Source organism: Bacillus cereus group sp. BfR-BA-01524, assembly GCF_022662595.1.
GTDB lineage: Bacteria > Bacillota > Bacilli > Bacillales > Bacillaceae_G > Bacillus_A > Bacillus_A thuringiensis_S.
Genome location: NZ_JAKUDW010000002.1, coordinates 1 through 16,788, shown reverse-complemented (window position 1 = coordinate 16,788; position 16,788 = coordinate 1). Strand labels below are relative to the sequence as shown.

Genomic DNA, 16,788 nt, shown 5'->3' with positions numbered 1-16,788 from the left:
GTGTTTTTGAAATCACTTAATTTCTTATCCTGCCATTTTATTAATACTATCCTCTGGTGAAAATACGGAAATATGATCTACCTTACCAGTCGATTTTGGAATGACAAATTTTAATTCATACTGGTTATTTACTTTGTATACATATATTTTGTCTTCACCATTCTCTTTAACTGAAGATGGTTTTCCTAATGCTTTTTCAATTTCTTGTAATGTAATCGATTTCAGTTCTGCATGATATGAGCGTACATCAAAAACTTGTGACCCTTTATTAAATCCAAAAACAACATTTTTATTTGTAAAAGTTGCATATATTCCGTTCCCTGCTTGTTCGGTTTTATTCGCTTTCCCCCATGCTTTTTCTATTTCTTCAATATCCCCTGTATGGGCTCCAAATGGTACATTAGGTACTTTTCCTTCTTTTGCTAATTCAAACAAATCTTTAACGTGGTTAATCGATTTTTGATTAAATGTTCTATTTTTCGAATCTGGCTCAGTTGATGGTTTTGTTGTTTTTTCATTACTTGGTTTTGCTTCAGGATTTTTCTGTTCTTCTGAAGAATTGCTTTGTTCATTTTTATTATTTTCCAAGGTCGGATTTGTTTCCTTTTTTTCGTCTGTCCCTTTACATGCTGCTAGCGCAAACATACATGCTAAAGCCAAAAATAACATGACTATTTTCAAATACCCTTTCATCATTTTACCCCCTATTGCATCTTATTCATTTCGATAACCAACCCATTACACTACTTTTCAAATTATGTTTGTTCCAAAAAGTCAGTGCTTCATTCTCTCCAAAGGCTTGTACAAAATATGTTACAAGAGCTGTTCCTAAAAAGTAACCAAGTCTGTTATATCCGAAATAACTACCTCCCGGTAAACGGAACCATTCTTTCTCTTTTTCATCTGTCCATCCTTCAACATAATCTTGTAAAAAACGTTTCTTTATTTTCTCTTCATTTTCTTTATAATATTGTAGCCATGGATCACCCTCACTATTATATGAATAGTAAACAGACTCATTTAAATCTTTAACGATTTTTTTTGATAAATAAGTTGCAACACCTTCACGATACAAACTTACCGACGCATCGGTCCACTCAGCCCTAGTCCAATCCATCCCATTATTTTGTAGCATAACATTCTGATATATATGACCTATTTCGTGAGCAGCAATAACACGAAGATGATTCAAATCAGGAGATAATTTTTCTGCCGCAAAAAATATGTCTCCAATGATTTCCCTTTCTACAAATGCATTTGAACCAAATCCTCCAACGAATAAATGAAATTTCATATTTACATCAAAGTTATATTTATTACGATATTCATTTGTTACCTCTTGAATAATGATTGGTAATGATTCTGCAATAATACGAATATCTTCTATTTTTGCGGGATATTGTTTAATGGCATTTGAAAGACGTTCTTTCGTTTTAGGACAATGATACTTAAAGTATTCTTCAAATATCTCTGAATGTGAAGTAAAGTATCGATTAAGGACTTCTAATTCTAAATCGTCACTTTCCCATAATTTTAAAAAACTTGGAATTATATTGTTAATCACTGTATTCATCTCCTTATTTAAACCTTCTCTTCTCAATGATAATATCCTCTATCTATAACTTAAAACATGCTGTCACAACAGCTCCTTGAAACAGAAAAAAACCAGTAGGAAGTGATTACTCTTTTCCTACTGGTTGAAATGAAATTAAACGGTAAATCTTAGTTTCTTAAAAAATGTAGCGATAGCGCTTTTTACATTTTCAAAATTATAAGCAAATGTATTATCTCCACTTAATGATGAAATACATGTTAAACCTGCAGCTTTAATAAAAGCTTTTACATCTACAAGCATAGAATTAGCCTCCATGAATTTAATTATAATCATTATAACAGTTGTTTTACGATGCTAACATGAAAGTAATAAATAATCCTACTTAATAAATAAATTTCTATTATTAATTTATCCCGCTATTTGCCGGGCAGTAAGATCCCCACGTGGAAGCAAAGAAGTTAGATGGGGGTAAGGGCTGCCCGTAAAAGCCCGATTGGTAGGGCTAATAATCAGTGGGGATGAACCCCCCCACTGATTAAAGCTTCACTTTATTTAGCTCAAAGTACACCATTTCAATGTCATATAAAAAAGCTGCCCCAAAAGGACAGCTTTAAATATGTATATTACACTTCGATTGACTTACCGTCTTCAACAATATGATAAAGTAAGTGAGCTAAATGATGAATTGGACCATATTCTTCTTCTTCCTCATCTGTTTCACCTTGGTATTCCAGATCATTTAAGTATAGTGCTAAAAATTGATAGTATAGTTTTAAATCAAATCCATAACACGCAGTTGGTTCTTCATGATCTCCTTCATATTGTAACATTAAGTATTGATCATTTCCTTCTGCATCTTCTGCATCAAAGAATACGAAGAAGCCAACGTTTGTATCTAAATCAAATAAATGACGAGTACCTTTTTCAGTTGCTTTATTGAAGTCCTCTTCACTTAATTTATGTACTGTTGTCGCTTTTGCATTATCTTCTTGATGGAAATTTACTGTAAATGATTTCAATGCTGACACCTCCTGATTGTATAATACTAGCATAACATATAAAAAGGACTGCTTACAAATGTAAACAGTCCTGCTACATTCATTTCCGCATTGCTCGTAGTAAAAAACTCACAATGAAGATCAAAATAACCGCACCAATTAAAGCAGGAATGATTGCAAATCCGCCTATTACAGGACCGAAACTACCAAGTAATTTCGTACCAATCCAAGAACCGATAATACCAGCAATAATATTACCAATTACACCACCTGGTACATCCCTTCCAGTAATTAAGCTTGCAAACCATCCTAATAAACCACCAACGATTAAAGACCAAATCATATAATAACCTCCTTTATATTTAACCAATCAAAATATAATTAGAAACAATTGCTTACCATTAGTTATGTGACATTTTTCATAAGTTATTCATGCTGCTCAACTATAAGATTTTTGAGAATAATTCACACCGATAAACTATTTTTCGAACTAACGATTTATCCGACTTGTTATTACACACATTAAGGACAATCTGGCTTCAATATTGTTTGCATAAACTCTTCTTTAAAAGCAGGATAGTTAAAACCAACAGCAATTCTCTGAATCGGCCGATCATCAAACCTTGTTGGTTCAGCTATTTTTCTAAAGTCAGCTACACTTTGGCCCCTAGTCACATCATTTGTCGTACTAATCCACACTGCCGATTTTTTATATTCGAAAATACTATCATTTATAAACGAGACAAACGGTAGTAAATCGTGTATAGGACTTCCACCAATACCCGGATATTCTTTTTTATAAAAATTCTCATAATAAAAATCAATCATTGGTTTAATGAGTTTCGCCTGTCCAGTTCCTTGTTTATCTATTATATTGGCCATTTCAGGCGTAATAAGCGCACCCTGTGTTACATTTAACGGGTATATAGTAGCGTTTTTCGCATATTTCATAACAATATTTGCTGCAATTGGATCACCATAAAAATTCGCTTCAGATACTGGTGTAACATTACCTGGAAATAGGAAAGCGCCGCCCATTATATAATACGAACAAATACGATCCATTATATTTGGATACAATAAAAATAACGTAGCAAGCGTCGTTAGTCTTCCTGTCGCCACAATTATAATATCTTCTGGACAAGGTTCGATTAATTTGATTAATTCACAAAAATTTTCTCGTTTACAAATTCTCATCTCAGGTGGAATAATAGGACCTAAACCGTGATCCCCATGGATTTCAGGGAAAAACAAAGGTTCTTCAGCTGTCATCGGCCTACTCGCACCTTCAATAATTTTCACTTGTGTAGCATAGTACCTTTCTAAAAAATAAACATTTTCCGTAACGATATCTCGTGATACATTCCCGTACTCTGCAACAATACCTAGAATATCTAATTTACATGTTTTATTTGCATAAATTAACGCTACGGCGTCATCAATACCAAAGTCTCCAAAAAAGATGATTTTCTTATTAACTATTCTCACCTCTCTTCAGCATAATCTACTATTATTATTATGTGAAAAAGACAAGGCGGTGAAACAGCGCAAACTAAAAAAGCCGCCTATTTATTGGCGACTTCAATCTTTTTATAAGACAAATATGCTAGTACATTTTTACTTGAATCGTATTTCGGGTTATTTCCTTTTCTTGGCTCTCTCATATGTGTCTTTTCAAATCCAGGAATGTCCGGCATTTTCCCCATAAATTCAAGCATTTCTTCCTCAGTACCTTCAATGCGTACACGAATCATTATAACTATTCCTCAATTCTCAGTTTCTCTGTACTTAGTATATCGTACTTCAGAAAGACTGCAACACATTTATCTTTTTATTGTTTTACTTTTTTTACATATAAACATAGCCATTTCAGTATAGAACGAATCTACTTTATTATTTTTAAGTTGAATATTAAAATATTCTTTCATTTCGTTTGGTGCTTTCATCATACATTCTGTTAATTTTTCACGCTTTTGTACAGGGACATCCATCATATTACACCACCAGTCAAAATCAAACTTCTTATCGAAAGTAAGACATGACTGCATTTGCAAACCGTTTTTTTCTAATAAAGTAAGCCATTCTGTCTTTTTTAGAGCTCGTTCATGACTTGGGTCCCGCTTTTTTTCTATAAAATTATAAAATGTATCATATTCATTATTTTCTGGCGAAACATTATCTATTAAGATGAACAATCCATTATCCTCCAACGTACGATTTACTTCATAAATAAATTGAGCCGGATTCGTAAAATGATGGGCTGCAATCCGGCATGTAATTGTATCAAAAAAATGGTCTACAAATGGTAAATCCTCTGCGTTTCCTGCTACAAAAGACACATTTTCATGACCATTCTGCTTTATAAAACCTTTTGCTTTTTCTAACATCTGTTCTGTTAAATCAAGTGCAACTACTTCTTCAAACATAGGTGCTAACATATTCGCAACATGTCCGCCACCAGTAGCAACATCAAGAAGACGATTATTATGGCGAGATTCAACTTGTTGAACTACATGCTGTAAGTCCTGTCCTTTAGCATGTATTTTACTATTCACATACTTATCTGCATTTCTGCCAAACTGTTTTTTCACAAGTTCTTCTTTACTCATATTATCATCTTCTTTCTATTGTTATTTACATATACGATTCATATAATTATTACAATTCTCTTCATGTATTTTCAAATCCTCTTTTCATCTCACTTCTCATCACATTTACCTAGCATTAAAATAGCATAATTTTACGTTTTGCTATTAAACAAAAAAGGCTACGGGAACTTGTCCCATAACCTGACTAAATATTTATTGCATTTTTGTTTCTTCGTATATGTCTATATAATATAAATCCTCTTTCAACTTCATAATAACATCTACTTCGTTATAAGTAGCCTCACGAGCATGTAAACCTAATTGATCCATGCCAATCCATATCCACCCAGGTGTATGATATAAAACATCTATGTTAAAATAATCTAATTTAGTAAGCTCCGATGTAATAAATTTATCTTTATTAGCGATTTGTTTATCTAGTAAACCGTATTCTTTTCCATTTTCAAATAGCGATATAAATTTCCCTACAATCGGATGTTCACGAACGATAAAATGATATTCCTTTTCCTCTACATTTGCCACAATCAAACGAGAAACAGATAAATCAGCCCCCGAATTCGACATATTTGTTTATTCACCTCCTTATATAGGTTCCTTCAATATAATAACAAATGAATATTCAAATTAAATTAATATAATGTAAAAAATAAAAAAGCTGACTTCCCTATAGAAATCAGCCTTTACAATTTGATCAACTTTATACTTTTCCAAATCATTATAATGTTTCTTTTTCCTCATCATTTCCGGAAACTAAACTTCCTATAGCATCTGCTGTTACTTCCACTACAAATTCACAAATACCTGCTACAACTTCTCCAATTACTTCATCCATCTTTTTACCCCCTTATTTTATGTAACTTATTTGTAGTATAAAAGAAATTGATGAATGTAAACTATCGAAAAAGGTGACATAAACCTTACAGAATTGTAAGCTCTTTCATCCCTTTACTTCCCCCCTTTGAAACTCCAAGTATTTTTAGCAGACATATAGGCCATCATAATATGAAGCAAGTAATAATCAATTGTCAGGAGGCGTTTAATATGTATTACGTAAAATTAATTAAAGGTCAATCGTTCTACGCTTTTGATCATCGTTTCTTAGTGTCTGAAGAAGAAAAGGTTTCAGAGAAAATTTATAATTACTTACGACGTAATGAATTTTTTGAAGTACGTAAAGAAGAATATTCTGCTTAATTACAAAAAGCATTAAGAGAAATATCATCTTATTGTGATATATTCTTGATGCTTTTATGTGAATTTCTTCTTTCAATAATTGTTGTTGACTCTATTAAATAATATAGTATTTGTCCAAGCTAATTCTTCACTATTTTCATATTCTAGTATATGAGGAGGTGAAGAATATGACTCATATCATTGATTACCAAGCTACTCAACCTATAAGTAAAACTGGTGAAACAACTTTTGCAATCCCAGCTTCTCCAAATAAAGCGATTTTAGCAAATTTGAAATTGAGAATTTCAAGTAGAGATTCACGTAATAATCGAGTAGAATTAATCGCTACAATTGGTGTAGAAGGTATAACTGGGACTTCACAAGTTTTATTCCGAATTTTCCGTGATAATATTGAAATTTTTAATGCACAAGTAGGTATTGAATCAACAGATTCTGAACAATTTTACGTACAAACATTTCAAGCTATAGATCAAAACGTTGACAGTGGGACACACGAATATTCATTAACTGTAGAAAACCTTACTAGTGGTGCAAGCGCAGAAGTTGTTGGCCCACTATCTTTTAGCGCTTTAGCTATTGGAAAAGAGCAAAAATGTTGCTAAGTGAATCTAATATTTAATTTTGTACTTGAGAAAAGCGAGGCGTAGTTATACGTTCTTGCTTTTTTATATGTATCCTTACTTTCTATTAGCTTTAATCATAAATTTTTCACGTTTTGATTCACTTATTTCAGCACTTAACACATCAAATTTTTGACAAATCAAAAAGATTGAAATCCAATTATGAAACACGTAATATAGACTCTGACTCTAAAAAAGTTCGTATGAAAATAATACATAAATAAGGAGGTTTTATATACGAGTTTTTCATTTTAAAAGACGGAGAGGTTTTATGTTATGTGGCGTAATAAAAACGTTTGGATTGTTTTAATTGGGGAGTTTATTGCAGGTCTAGGATTATGGCTTGGTATTCTTGGCAACCTTGAATTTATGCAAAAATATGTCCCTTCTGATTTCATGAAATCAGTTATATTATTTATCGGACTATTAGCCGGTGTTCTAGTTGGACCTATGGCTGGCCGTGTCATCGATCAGTATGAAAAGAAAAAAGTTCTTCTTTACGCTGGATTTGGTCGAGTTTTAAGTGTTATTTTTATGTTTTTCGCTATTCAATTTGAAAGTATCGCATTTATGATCGCATTTATGGTTGCTCTTCAAATTTCAGCAGCATTTTATTTCCCTGCATTACAATCTGTAATTCCACTCATCGTACGTGAGCATGAGTTATTACAAATGAACGGTGTACATATGAATGTTGGTACAATTGCTCGTATTGCAGGTACTTCACTTGGTGGAATTCTTTTAGTTGTGATGAGTTTACAGTACATGTATGCCTTCTCAATGGCAGCATACGCCTTATTATTCCTCTCGACTTTCTTCCTACAATTTGAAGACAAGAAATCAACAGCACCAAGTAAACAAGCTGCAAAAGATAATAGCTTTATGGAAGTATTTCGTATTTTAAAAGGAATTCCTATTGCTTTTACAGCACTTATATTAAGTATCATCCCTCTATTATTTATAGCGGGGTTTAATTTAATGGTTATTAACATTAGCGAAATGCAACATGATCCTACGATTAAAGGGTTCATATATACAATTGAAGGTGTCGCATTTATGTTAGGTGCCTTCGTAATTAAACGTCTATCTGATCATTTCAAACCTGAAAAATTACTATATTTCTTCGCAGTTTGTACTGCTTTTGCACACCTATCATTGTTCTTTAGCGATATAAAGTGGATGGCCCTTACATCATTTGGTTTGTTTGGGTTTAGTGTTGGCTGCTTCTTCCCTATTATGTCGACGATTTTCCAAACGAAAGTTGAAAAAAGTTATCACGGTCGCCTCTTCTCATTCCGTAATATGTTTGAGAGGGTTATGTTCCAAATCGTCTTACTTGGCACAGGGTTCTTCTTAGATACAATTGGGTTACAATATATGGTTCTCATCTTCGGAGTCGTTTCATTATTGATTATTTCTATTTCCCTTTCTAAGCAGAAAGATTATGAAAAACAGCATTCGCAATCTGCGAATTTATAAAATAAACAAAGAAGTATGGATATAATATTGAATCCATACTTCTTTGTTTTATAATACGCCTATTTATTACGTTTATTGAAATTACCTAAAGGAGTATCCCTCTTTTATTTCGAATAGATTATAAAGAGTACTCTTTATAAAAGGAGTGGTAAAGTGTCTGATGGCATCGAAGTATTTATTGTCCTGCTCTTTGCAATTGCTCTGTTTAGCATCCTAAACTTTTTAGCCATTTCCTTATCTGGACATAGTTTTAAAAAAAGAATCGTGGCAGGTTTCATATTTTTACTACTGACTCCCATTATCTTTTTGACTATCACAACATTTGCTTCTATATTCGATAAAGCAGAATTTGGTGCAGGTACTTTAGCCTTTATGATTGCAAGCGTATATATATTAAATGGAATAGTGATCCTGCTTTCCTCTTTATTTATCCTTAAAAAAGACATAACGTAGGCTATAGTACTAGCATGAATCTGACTTTACACTAGATTCATGCTTATTTAATTTCTCCTAAATTTTTATATGAAATTAAATAATTCTTTAAAAAAATTTAAACTTTATTTATTATAATATCCCTATCGTATTCGAACGTTTATTCAAATTTAAAAGAAAGGAGCACAAAATGAAAAAGGTTCTACTTACAATTCCTATACTAATCATCCTACTTAGTGGATGCAGCAATAACGATATATACGGTTCTTGGGAAGTCGTTGACAATAAAAATGGTGAATGCCCTGTATATTATAAATTTGAAACAGTTGTCAAAAAAGAAAATAAAGAGGAAATTGTGCAAAATTTAGTAGAAATGCAAACAACAAAGAATAAAGACGATTTATATAAAGGCTCATTTGTCAAAAATTCTAATGTATATCACATTGATTATGGTAATTCATTTACATCAGAGCAAACTTTAAAAGTTGCCGACGGTACATTAAATGTATACTTTTTGACAGCTGAAAAATTATGCACGTATAAAAAGAAATGATTACATTTCAGAGGAAACGCAGAAAATATTTTCTGCGTTATTTCACTTTAGAAATCTTCCACAAATACTTAATAAAAACTATAAAATAACTTAAGTTATATAAAATGAATCATATAATAGATATTTCAATTAACACGTCTACGCTATTTACATCGATACTTTTTCAAAACAGGCTAATCCTTCCTCTAAATTTGTCAATCGTTTTAATTTTCATAAAAAAATGATAAAATGTAAACATGTGTTTTCAGAATAATTAAAAACGCAGAATGAAAGCACTGTTTTTAGGAGGGGTTTTGATGACTTACACGTTAGCAACTAGAATGAAAGCATTCCAATCTTCTATATTTAGTGAATTAGGGGCCTATAAAAAAGAAAAAATTGCAGCAGGTCATCACATGATTGATTTAAGTATCGGAAATCCTGATATGCCGCCCGCTGATTTTGTAAGAGAAGCAATGGTACATACAGCGAGTGAAAAAGAGAGCTACGGATATACATTATCAGGTATTCAAGAATTTCACGAAGCTGTAACTGAATATTACAATAACACTCATAACGTTTTATTAAATGCGGATAAAGAAGTTTTATTATTAATGGGTTCACAAGACGGGCTCGTTCATTTACCTATGGTTTATGCAAATCCAGGTGATATTATATTAGTTCCTGATCCAGGATATACAGCTTATGAAACAGGTATTCAAATGGCTGGTGCAACATCTTACTACATGCCTTTAAAGAAAGAGAATGAATTCTTACCGGACTTAGGAGTCATCCCTGAAGAAATTGCCGATCAAGCGAAGATGATGATTTTAAACTTCCCAGGGAATCCCGTTCCAGCAATGGCCCATGAAGATTTCTTTAAAGAAGTAATCGCATTCGCAAAAAAGCATAATATTATCGTTGTCCATGATTTTGCTTATGCTGAATTTTATTTCGATGGTAATAAGCCAATTAGCTTCCTCTCTGTACATGGTGCTAAAGAAGTTGGCGTAGAAATCAATTCTTTGTCAAAAAGTTATAGTTTAGCTGGTAGCCGAATTGGATATATGATTGGAAACGAAGAAATTGTTCGTGCACTTACTCAATTTAAATCCAATACCGACTACGGTGTATTTTTACCAATTCAAAAAGCGGCATCTGCAGCACTAAGAAATGGCGCTGCATTTTGTGAGAAAAACCGCGATATTTATCAAGAACGGAGAGATACTTTAGTCGATGGATTCCGAACATTTGGTTGGAATGTCGATAAGCCAGCCGGTAGTATGTTTGTCTGGGCTGAAATTCCACAAGGATGGACTTCTCTAGACTTCGCTTATGCATTAATGGATCGTGCGAATGTCGTTGTTACACCTGGTCATGCATTTGGACCTCACGGAGAAGGCTTCGTACGTATTGCACTCGTTCAAGATAAAGAAGTGTTGCAACAAGTTGTTGAAAACATTAGAAATAGCGGCATTTTCGCTCTTGAAAAAGTAAATGAATTAGTTAAAAATTAGTTCCCACTCCCCTGCTTAACTTTAGCAGGGGTATTATTAATTGGAGGTACTTTCATATGCATATTAAAGACACACTTCCCCATCGTTATCCATTTTTAATGATTGATAAAGTAACAAATGTAAAACAAGATGAATTCGTTACAGGATATAAACTCATTACAAATAACGAATGGTTTATAAATGATAGTCACAAACATATGCCTCATATGTTAATTGTAGAAGCACTTGCTCAGCTTAGTACATTTGTACATACAAGTGATTCTGAAGGACTAGGATTCCTCTCCTCTTTAGATGGAGTTGAATTCCATGGAAAAGCATATCCCGGTGATAAACTTTATTTACATTATGAGCTAACGCGCAATCGCCGAGGTTTTGTTCTTGGTAAAGGTATTGCAACTGTAAACGACCAGCCTATTGTAACTATAGAAAAACTATTAATATATCAAGCAGATTAAAGTGTTCCTTATATCAGTTGGAAATATCTATTCTCAACCAATTAAATAAATAGGAAAACATATTACGTAGTTAGGAGCAGGAAAATGGAACGTACTATCGGTATCGATGCTGGAGGCACATTAACGAAAATAGCTTATTTTAACGAAAAAAAGCTATTAACTTTTAAAAAATTTTATTCTCATGAACAACATAAAATAATAGATTGGGTTAAAAGCAACAATGGCATAAAACAAATATGTATTACGGGTGGTAAATCGAAACTATTACAGCATCTGCTTACAGGTTCATATAAAATAATAGAGCTAAACGAATTTGAAGCTACTCTTGCAGGTGTCCGATACATATTAAAAGAAGAAAAACATACTATAAACAATTTTATTTTAACCAATATCGGTACAGGTACTTCTATCCATTACGTTTATAATGAACAATATATTCGCGCTGGTGGAACCGGAGTTGGCGGTGGGACTATTATGGGACTTTCAAAATTGTTAACAAATATAGATCATTTTGAAGATGTAATCCCTCTAACAAAAGTAGGCTCTAGAAAAGAACTAGATATTACGGTTGGAGATATTTATGGTGGTATTCTTTCCCCTATCGATAATAACTTAACTGCTAGTAACTTCGGGAAAGCAGCTATTACAGAATCAAATAATAGTAGCTCCGATATACTAGCTACTGTACAAGGACTTGTCGGTGAAGTCGTTACTGCATTAAGCCTTCAATTCGCTGAAACAAAAAACATTGAACATATTATTTATATTGGTTCGACTTTATGTAATAACGTACAACTTCAACATATTATTAGTAGCTACACCGAATATCAAAATAAAACACCAATCTTTTTACAAGATGGTGGTAATAGCGGTGCAATTGGTGCATTACTTCATGCTACGAAATAAAAAGCTGACTTTTGTCAGCTTTTTAGAAATGGCACTTCAAATTCAATAATTGATTCCCCGTTCTCTCCAATTCGCTCCACGCTTATTCTATCAATCACACAATTTAACTTCCCATGAAAACTAGCAATCTCCTTCACTACTTCAGCAGCTAATTCGGCACTTTCTTTTCTTCCGACTGTTACATGCGGGATGTACGGAATGTCTTCTTTCAAAAATTGTAATAAAGGTCCTGTATATAGAATATTATGTAGTTCCTCTATTTGTTCTTTTCCCCTTTCAACTCGTAAAAACAAATATTCTCTTTCACTAGTAATTTGATTCTTAAATTTAATTTCTATATTCTGTATCGGTTTTGATACATTTATAATATGTAATTTCAGCTCATCGTTTGAAATCGAACTTTCAAATGGGAATACAATTGTAATATGCGGTGGAATTAATCCAAATAAAGGATCATGTTTTTGCCTAATGTCCTCGATTTCGCTAATGAACATGTTGTTTAGAAAAAGTAAAATTGTACGCATTTTTATCCCCTCAACTTTTCCTCATTATAATATGTATCATATTCTATGACAGCCTGCCCTTCAACAACTTGTTTTGCTTACCTGTAAAAATAAAAAAACTTCTCAAATAAGAAGTTTTCATATAGCATGATTATTATTTTCCAGCCAAACTTTCCTAAACTTTATATAACAGGCAATTCTCCAAGGAAAAATATACGATACTGCAACAACATAAAATAATAAACCTATTGTTTGCTGATCTAAGTCAACAATATATTTTCTTGAACCGTATCTCAAAACGACAAGTGCAATAAAAGTAATTAAAAAAGCTGCACTTTTTTTCGTATAAATATTCCCATCATCTCTTCGTTCATAATTTGTTAATACTATAAGCGGCACAGCAAAAAGTACACCAATGAATACCGCTATAATTACTTGTAATATAGCTAGATGTACGGGACCTAAAAACCATACAATACCTGGTGTTAAAAATAGTAATGGCCATAAAATACGTTTTCCCGATCCCTTTATTGGCTTATGCATGGAGCGATAACGACGCCAAAATATTAGTAGTGCAATGCATAAAAAGACGGTTATTAGTGAGGACGTGTCTCCCATATATTTTCCTTCTCCCTAAAAGAATAATCTATCACTATTTTAAACTGTTCGTTCAAATGATACTTTACGAATAAATATACTACTAGTTATGATATAAAGAATTGTTAATCCAATTGAAATAACAATAAAATAAGGGATATCTATTAAAGATACATCATTTGTAAATAACAATCCTTTTATCCCTACTTCTCCATACAGCACACTATTTGTTGAAAGGAAAAGCGACCCACCAATCATGAGACCAATCCATTGAAATCTTTGCTTAAAAATTACTACTACTTGAAAGAAACATGCTATCGTAACATAAAATAAAAATTGTAAAATAAACTGTTGTATTAATTGCTCTCCAAAGTTAACATTTACTAAGTTATATTTTATATCTTGTAAAAACAGTATTTGAAGGAATGAAAACAATGCGGATTGCAACACAATATAACAAATCGCTCCGATAAAATATTGTATTCTCGTTATACCAAATGAAACTGCTAAACGAAATAAATCATCTTGAACAATGAAAACACTCCCTACTATAAAAATCATAATTGCAATTGAAGGATTATTGATAATTTCGGGTAAATAACCAACTTTCGCTTCATTTAAATGAGCAGCATATAAAGCTCCTTTTATTAATAAAGCTACAATCCAAAATATTAAAATTGCTTTATAATGAAAATTTATATGTAACCTCAATTGTTTCATTAACATCGTCATTCCACTTCACCACCAGTCATGTGAATAAATAGTTTTTGTAATGTAATTCTATCAATTACTAAACCTTCTTTTTCAAGAGAGTAACAATCTTCATTAGAAAGCTCTTCCCATATAACAGCAATACCTTTATTCCCATAAATTTCTTTATTTATAACTTTTTTATTAATCAAGAACTCCTCCACTTTACCTTTTTGCCCTGAAATAATATGACCTTGTTGCAATAAATCTTCCACTGTTGATTGAACAACAAGTGCACCTTCTTTTATGATAATTACTTCTTCAATAACATGGGTTACTTCTTCTACCAGATGTGTTGATAATATAATTGTTCTGGGATACTCCCCGTAATCTTCTAGTAGTAAACTATAAAATAACTCACGATGTGCTGCGTCTAATCCTGTAGTTGGTTCATCAAAAATAGTAATTGTCTCTCTGCTTGCTAACCCTTTAATAATTCCTACAACTGTTTGCATGCCATGAGATAGTTTATGGTATTTCTCTGTTATATTAAGCTGAAATTTACCCGCCAGTTCTTCAGCAAACTTCTGATCCCAATTTTTATAAAACATGTTACATATCTTAAAAATTTCTTTTACTCTATAACTTAAATGAGACTCTTCTTTTACTCTAACGAAACAAATATTTTGCATTGCTTTACTATTTTCAAATACATTTTCACCAAATACAGTTACGCTTCCACTACTTGAAGTAATTTGTCCTGCTAGTAAATTTAATAAAGTCGTTTTCCCTGCTCCGTTCCTTCCAAGCAAACCATATATTTTATGCTCTTCCAATGAAATCGTTACTTCATTTACAGCTATTTTCTTTTTATATTTTTTCGTTACATCTTTCGTTTCAAGTGCAATCATTCCTCTTTCCCCTCCTTCGTAATCTTTTGAATCATATCCATCAATTCATCTTTTGATATTTCTAGTACTTTCGCTTCTTCCCACACTTTAGGTAAATATTCAGTCATAAAAGTATTTTGTCTTTTTTTAAGTACAACTTCTTTTGCTCCTTTTGCAACAAACATCCCGATCCCTCTCTTTTTATATAAAATCCCCTCATCCACTAATACATTCACCCCTTTAGCTGCAGTAGCCGGATTTATTTGTAACATCTTCGCAAATTGATTTGTCGATGGAACTTGTTCTTCTTCAAGCAATATGTCTTTTAAAATATCAGATTCAATCGTTTCTGCAATTTGTATGTATATTAATTTATTTTGTTCTAGAGTCGGCTTCACATTTTCACCACCTTAGGTTCATAGGTTCATTACTTATGTAATTAACCATATCACATAGAATTATTTTTTTCCATAAATTTCTTTTACAAAAAAAGAGAGTCATTCAATTAAGAATGTCTCTCTTTCTAAAAATTCGAAGTTTCAACTCTTGTTCTCAAATTCTTTTCATTTATACCATTTTGACAAAAATTAAACTGTTGTCCCTCAATACATTTTGTACGATCTACTACTTGCCCTAAATGATAGCTTGTATGCTCAACTAAATGTAATAGACTTTGAAGATCAATATGCCTTTTTTCTTCCCAGACCTGTATATATGCTTTGCCCCACTCTCTTTTGCACCATAGTTCACTTTTATATTTTCATTTTCTAAACTTATACTTTGAACTGTTCCACCACCGGGTAAATGATTAATAATTGCAACCACATCTGAATTATTACCAACGTATGTCCCAGTATATTTCTTAAAATCATCTGACCTAACATCATATATATCTTTTATTCTTTCTCCGTTAGAACAAGCCGTAATGAATAAAAAAATTGTTAGCATAACGATCATGTTATGATGCATATATTTCATTTAGCATTCCCCATTTTTATCGATATTTCGTTAATTACAATATTTACTTTCAAATCCCTTTTAAATATACGCATTTTAATCAAAATTAAAAATTTTCATTTTTTATGTTTACAATTATCCATTAATTGTATATACTTACTAACGTAAGAAAAAAATTCTAAAAGGAGGTCGAAGGAAATGATGAAATTACAATTACATGCATTAACTTTAGCGTTAACTGCACCTGTGTTTTCTGGACAATTAAATATGAATTCGACCACCCTAATGGAGAATTGAAAATCGTACTTTATTTCATTTAATTCATAAATTCGCCACAGGAGGTCGTATACTTTCCTGTGGCTTTTTCACGCCCAGCCATAGGAGAACTGTATCTTCCTGTGGTTTTTTTGCGCGATTTTTTAGTCTCTTACATTATTTTTCTAAGAAAGGAGCAACATTCAATGACTATTAGCGTATTGTTTTTAAGTATTACGATTCAAAGAAATACAATTTCCAAAGATGAAATTCTTCATAATGAGCAAATTGAAAAAGCTATGAATGATGTTAAGGAGCGCCAAGCACTTTACTGTGATCACCTGTAATTCCTTTTCGAAAGGAGGAATTCATTTATGACTTTTCATATTTTCTTTTTTACGACTGTGCTTCAAAAAAATACTTTATCTGAAACTGAAATCAATCGTAAACAACAGTTAAAACAACTGACTGATAAAATAACTGATATTAAAAGTTCATACTACACTCAAATGTATTAAAAATATATTTTAAAGGGGTCATATATTCATGAAATTTAAAGCATTCTTTTTAACTATCACTATTCAAAAGCGTAAACTTTC

At 32.1% G+C, this 16,788-nt stretch carries 25 protein-coding genes and 2 pseudogenes; 11 read left to right on the top strand and 16 right to left on the bottom strand.

From position 1 onward, the window contains the following. Window positions 1-24: 24 nt before the first annotated feature. The 9 genes from MR170_RS00940 to MR170_RS00900 all read right to left on the bottom strand — a co-directional run bounded on the left by MR170_RS00940 (window position 25) and on the right by MR170_RS00900 (window position 5,726). Complete coding sequence (locus tag MR170_RS00940) at window positions 25-696, bottom strand: YjgB family protein (protein ID WP_042968965.1); 672 nt, start codon at window positions 694-696, stop codon at window positions 25-27. 22 nt (window positions 697-718) lie between these two features. Next, complete coding sequence (locus MR170_RS00935) at window positions 719-1,573, bottom strand: DUF5700 domain-containing putative Zn-dependent protease (protein WP_242306797.1); 855 nt, start codon at window positions 1,571-1,573, stop codon at window positions 719-721. Between the two features lie 135 nt (window positions 1,574-1,708). After that, entirely contained in the window at window positions 1,709-1,855 is a 147-nt protein-coding gene (locus MR170_RS00930) for a chorismate mutase (protein WP_098138981.1), read from the bottom strand. A 323-nt stretch (window positions 1,856-2,178) separates the two neighbouring features. Beyond that, entirely contained in the window at window positions 2,179-2,574 is a 396-nt protein-coding gene (locus MR170_RS00925) for a hypothetical protein (RefSeq protein WP_000834885.1), read from the bottom strand. 79 nt (window positions 2,575-2,653) lie between these two features. Then, entirely contained in the window at window positions 2,654-2,896 is a 243-nt protein-coding gene (locus MR170_RS00920) for a GlsB/YeaQ/YmgE family stress response membrane protein (RefSeq protein WP_000638310.1), read from the bottom strand. Between the two features lie 179 nt (window positions 2,897-3,075). Beyond that, on the bottom strand, window positions 3,076-4,041 hold the full coding sequence (locus MR170_RS00915; RefSeq protein ID WP_098138982.1) for a nucleoside hydrolase: 966 nt from the start codon (window positions 4,039-4,041) through the stop codon (window positions 3,076-3,078). 77 nt (window positions 4,042-4,118) lie between these two features. Then, complete coding sequence (locus MR170_RS00910) at window positions 4,119-4,307, bottom strand: DUF3970 family protein (protein ID WP_000621885.1); 189 nt, start codon at window positions 4,305-4,307, stop codon at window positions 4,119-4,121. A gap of 69 nt (window positions 4,308-4,376) precedes the next feature. Next, window positions 4,377-5,162 carry a class I SAM-dependent methyltransferase gene (locus MR170_RS00905; protein ID WP_016081223.1) on the bottom strand — a complete coding sequence of 262 codons (786 nt, stop codon included), beginning with the start codon at window positions 5,160-5,162 and terminating at the stop codon, window positions 4,377-4,379. A gap of 192 nt (window positions 5,163-5,354) precedes the next feature. Beyond that, window positions 5,355-5,726, bottom strand: a complete 372-nt coding sequence (locus MR170_RS00900) for a hypothetical protein (RefSeq protein WP_050843990.1) — start codon at window positions 5,724-5,726, stop codon at window positions 5,355-5,357. A 477-nt stretch (window positions 5,727-6,203) separates the two neighbouring features. On the opposite strand from MR170_RS00900, the gene MR170_RS00895 reads away from it, so the two are divergent. The 8 genes from MR170_RS00895 (at window position 6,204) to coaW (ending at window position 12,297) form a co-directional block, all read left to right on the top strand. Continuing rightward, the gene (locus tag MR170_RS00895; RefSeq protein ID WP_000291907.1) at window positions 6,204-6,356 is read left to right on the top strand and encodes a YqbF domain-containing protein; all 153 of its coding nucleotides are present in this window, start codon (window positions 6,204-6,206) and stop codon (window positions 6,354-6,356) included. Between the two features lie 167 nt (window positions 6,357-6,523). Then, window positions 6,524-6,958, top strand: a complete 435-nt coding sequence (gene exsC, locus MR170_RS00890) for an exosporium protein ExsC (RefSeq protein WP_098138986.1) — start codon at window positions 6,524-6,526, stop codon at window positions 6,956-6,958. Between the two features lie 294 nt (window positions 6,959-7,252). Next, entirely contained in the window at window positions 7,253-8,455 is a 1,203-nt protein-coding gene (locus MR170_RS00885) for an MFS transporter (protein WP_043938026.1), read from the top strand. Between the two features lie 153 nt (window positions 8,456-8,608). Further along, the gene (locus tag MR170_RS00880) at window positions 8,609-8,908 is read left to right on the top strand and encodes a hypothetical protein (protein ID WP_242306787.1); all 300 of its coding nucleotides are present in this window, start codon (window positions 8,609-8,611) and stop codon (window positions 8,906-8,908) included. Between the two features lie 169 nt (window positions 8,909-9,077). Next, window positions 9,078-9,440: a hypothetical protein gene (locus tag MR170_RS00875; RefSeq protein ID WP_000757024.1), complete on the top strand. Its 363-nt coding sequence runs from the start codon at window positions 9,078-9,080 to the stop codon at window positions 9,438-9,440. Window positions 9,441-9,736: 296 nt separating this feature from the next. Then, window positions 9,737-10,936 (top strand): LL-diaminopimelate aminotransferase, encoded by a 1,200-nt coding sequence (locus MR170_RS00870; RefSeq protein ID WP_242306785.1) that lies wholly within the window; start codon window positions 9,737-9,739, stop codon window positions 10,934-10,936. Between the two features lie 56 nt (window positions 10,937-10,992). Next, window positions 10,993-11,391 (top strand): 3-hydroxyacyl-ACP dehydratase FabZ family protein, encoded by a 399-nt coding sequence (locus MR170_RS00865; protein ID WP_242306783.1) that lies wholly within the window; start codon window positions 10,993-10,995, stop codon window positions 11,389-11,391. 84 nt (window positions 11,392-11,475) lie between these two features. Further along, a complete protein-coding gene (gene coaW, locus MR170_RS00860; protein WP_029442595.1) occupies window positions 11,476-12,297 on the top strand; it encodes a type II pantothenate kinase in 822 nt (273 codons plus the stop codon). A 14-nt stretch (window positions 12,298-12,311) separates the two neighbouring features. Here coaW and MR170_RS00855 read toward each other — a convergent pair whose 3' ends face one another. From MR170_RS00855 to MR170_RS00825, 7 genes and pseudogenes are all read right to left on the bottom strand, one after another. Next, window positions 12,312-12,821, bottom strand: a complete 510-nt coding sequence (locus tag MR170_RS00855) for a 2'-5' RNA ligase family protein (RefSeq protein ID WP_242306781.1) — start codon at window positions 12,819-12,821, stop codon at window positions 12,312-12,314. Window positions 12,822-12,938: 117 nt separating this feature from the next. After that, window positions 12,939-13,418, bottom strand: coding sequence for a CcdC family protein (locus MR170_RS00850; RefSeq protein WP_000502961.1), 480 nt, complete (start codon window positions 13,416-13,418; stop codon window positions 12,939-12,941). 39 nt (window positions 13,419-13,457) lie between these two features. Beyond that, window positions 13,458-14,129: a DUF4052 domain-containing protein gene (locus MR170_RS00845; RefSeq protein WP_000178200.1), complete on the bottom strand. Its 672-nt coding sequence runs from the start codon at window positions 14,127-14,129 to the stop codon at window positions 13,458-13,460. Continuing rightward, on the bottom strand, window positions 14,126-14,998 hold the full coding sequence (locus MR170_RS00840) for an ATP-binding cassette domain-containing protein (protein ID WP_242306779.1): 873 nt from the start codon (window positions 14,996-14,998) through the stop codon (window positions 14,126-14,128). The genes MR170_RS00845 and MR170_RS00840 overlap by 4 nt, the downstream gene beginning before the upstream one ends. Continuing rightward, window positions 14,995-15,375: a GntR family transcriptional regulator gene (locus MR170_RS00835; RefSeq protein WP_029442599.1), complete on the bottom strand. Its 381-nt coding sequence runs from the start codon at window positions 15,373-15,375 to the stop codon at window positions 14,995-14,997. Before MR170_RS00835 ends, MR170_RS00840 begins: the two co-directional genes overlap by 4 nt. 125 nt (window positions 15,376-15,500) lie before the next feature. After that, a pseudogene (locus tag MR170_RS00830) lies at window positions 15,501-15,707 on the bottom strand (hypothetical protein); the annotation flags it as partial. Continuing rightward, window positions 15,698-15,955, bottom strand: a pseudogene (locus MR170_RS00825) (DUF4825 domain-containing protein); the annotation flags it as partial. The pseudogenes MR170_RS00830 and MR170_RS00825, both read right to left, overlap by 10 nt. A gap of 440 nt (window positions 15,956-16,395) precedes the next feature. Between MR170_RS00825 and MR170_RS00820 the strand changes: the two are divergent. From MR170_RS00820 to MR170_RS32650, 3 genes are all read left to right on the top strand, one after another. Continuing rightward, window positions 16,396-16,536: a YrzI family small protein gene (locus tag MR170_RS00820; RefSeq protein ID WP_000156193.1), complete on the top strand. Its 141-nt coding sequence runs from the start codon at window positions 16,396-16,398 to the stop codon at window positions 16,534-16,536. Window positions 16,537-16,563: 27 nt separating this feature from the next. Further along, window positions 16,564-16,707: a YrzI family small protein gene (locus MR170_RS00815; protein WP_000142729.1), complete on the top strand. Its 144-nt coding sequence runs from the start codon at window positions 16,564-16,566 to the stop codon at window positions 16,705-16,707. Window positions 16,708-16,735: 28 nt separating this feature from the next. Continuing rightward, window positions 16,736-16,788 (top strand): YrzI family small protein (locus MR170_RS32650; protein ID WP_372476892.1); only part of this gene is annotated, 53 nt, incomplete at its 3' end.

Coding starts and splice junctions, on each gene's coding strand:
- coaW (WP_029442595.1), top strand. CDS start 11,476: ATGGAACGTACTATCGGTATCGATGCTGGAGGCACATTAACGAAAATA.
- MR170_RS00855 (WP_242306781.1), bottom strand. CDS start 12,821: ATGCGTACAATTTTACTTTTTCTAAACAACATGTTCATTAGCGAAATC.
- MR170_RS00850 (WP_000502961.1), bottom strand. CDS start 13,418: ATGGGAGACACGTCCTCACTAATAACCGTCTTTTTATGCATTGCACTA.
- MR170_RS00940 (WP_042968965.1), bottom strand. CDS start 696: ATGATGAAAGGGTATTTGAAAATAGTCATGTTATTTTTGGCTTTAGCA.
- exsC (WP_098138986.1), top strand. CDS start 6,524: ATGACTCATATCATTGATTACCAAGCTACTCAACCTATAAGTAAAACT.
- MR170_RS00910 (WP_000621885.1), bottom strand. CDS start 4,307: ATGATTCGTGTACGCATTGAAGGTACTGAGGAAGAAATGCTTGAATTT.
- MR170_RS00895 (WP_000291907.1), top strand. CDS start 6,204: ATGTATTACGTAAAATTAATTAAAGGTCAATCGTTCTACGCTTTTGAT.
- MR170_RS00930 (WP_098138981.1), bottom strand. CDS start 1,855: ATGCTTGTAGATGTAAAAGCTTTTATTAAAGCTGCAGGTTTAACATGT.
- MR170_RS00845 (WP_000178200.1), bottom strand. CDS start 14,129: ATGACGATGTTAATGAAACAATTGAGGTTACATATAAATTTTCATTAT.
- MR170_RS00820 (WP_000156193.1), top strand. CDS start 16,396: ATGACTATTAGCGTATTGTTTTTAAGTATTACGATTCAAAGAAATACA.
- MR170_RS00905 (WP_016081223.1), bottom strand. CDS start 5,162: ATGAGTAAAGAAGAACTTGTGAAAAAACAGTTTGGCAGAAATGCAGAT.
- MR170_RS00935 (WP_242306797.1), bottom strand. CDS start 1,573: ATGAATACAGTGATTAACAATATAATTCCAAGTTTTTTAAAATTATGG.
- MR170_RS00900 (WP_050843990.1), bottom strand. CDS start 5,726: ATGTCGAATTCGGGGGCTGATTTATCTGTTTCTCGTTTGATTGTGGCA.
- MR170_RS00920 (WP_000638310.1), bottom strand. CDS start 2,896: ATGATTTGGTCTTTAATCGTTGGTGGTTTATTAGGATGGTTTGCAAGC.
- MR170_RS00865 (WP_242306783.1), top strand. CDS start 10,993: ATGCATATTAAAGACACACTTCCCCATCGTTATCCATTTTTAATGATT.
- MR170_RS00875 (WP_000757024.1), top strand. CDS start 9,078: ATGAAAAAGGTTCTACTTACAATTCCTATACTAATCATCCTACTTAGT.
- MR170_RS00870 (WP_242306785.1), top strand. CDS start 9,737: ATGACTTACACGTTAGCAACTAGAATGAAAGCATTCCAATCTTCTATA.
- MR170_RS00885 (WP_043938026.1), top strand. CDS start 7,253: ATGTGGCGTAATAAAAACGTTTGGATTGTTTTAATTGGGGAGTTTATT.
- MR170_RS00840 (WP_242306779.1), bottom strand. CDS start 14,998: ATGATTGCACTTGAAACGAAAGATGTAACGAAAAAATATAAAAAGAAA.
- MR170_RS00815 (WP_000142729.1), top strand. CDS start 16,564: ATGACTTTTCATATTTTCTTTTTTACGACTGTGCTTCAAAAAAATACT.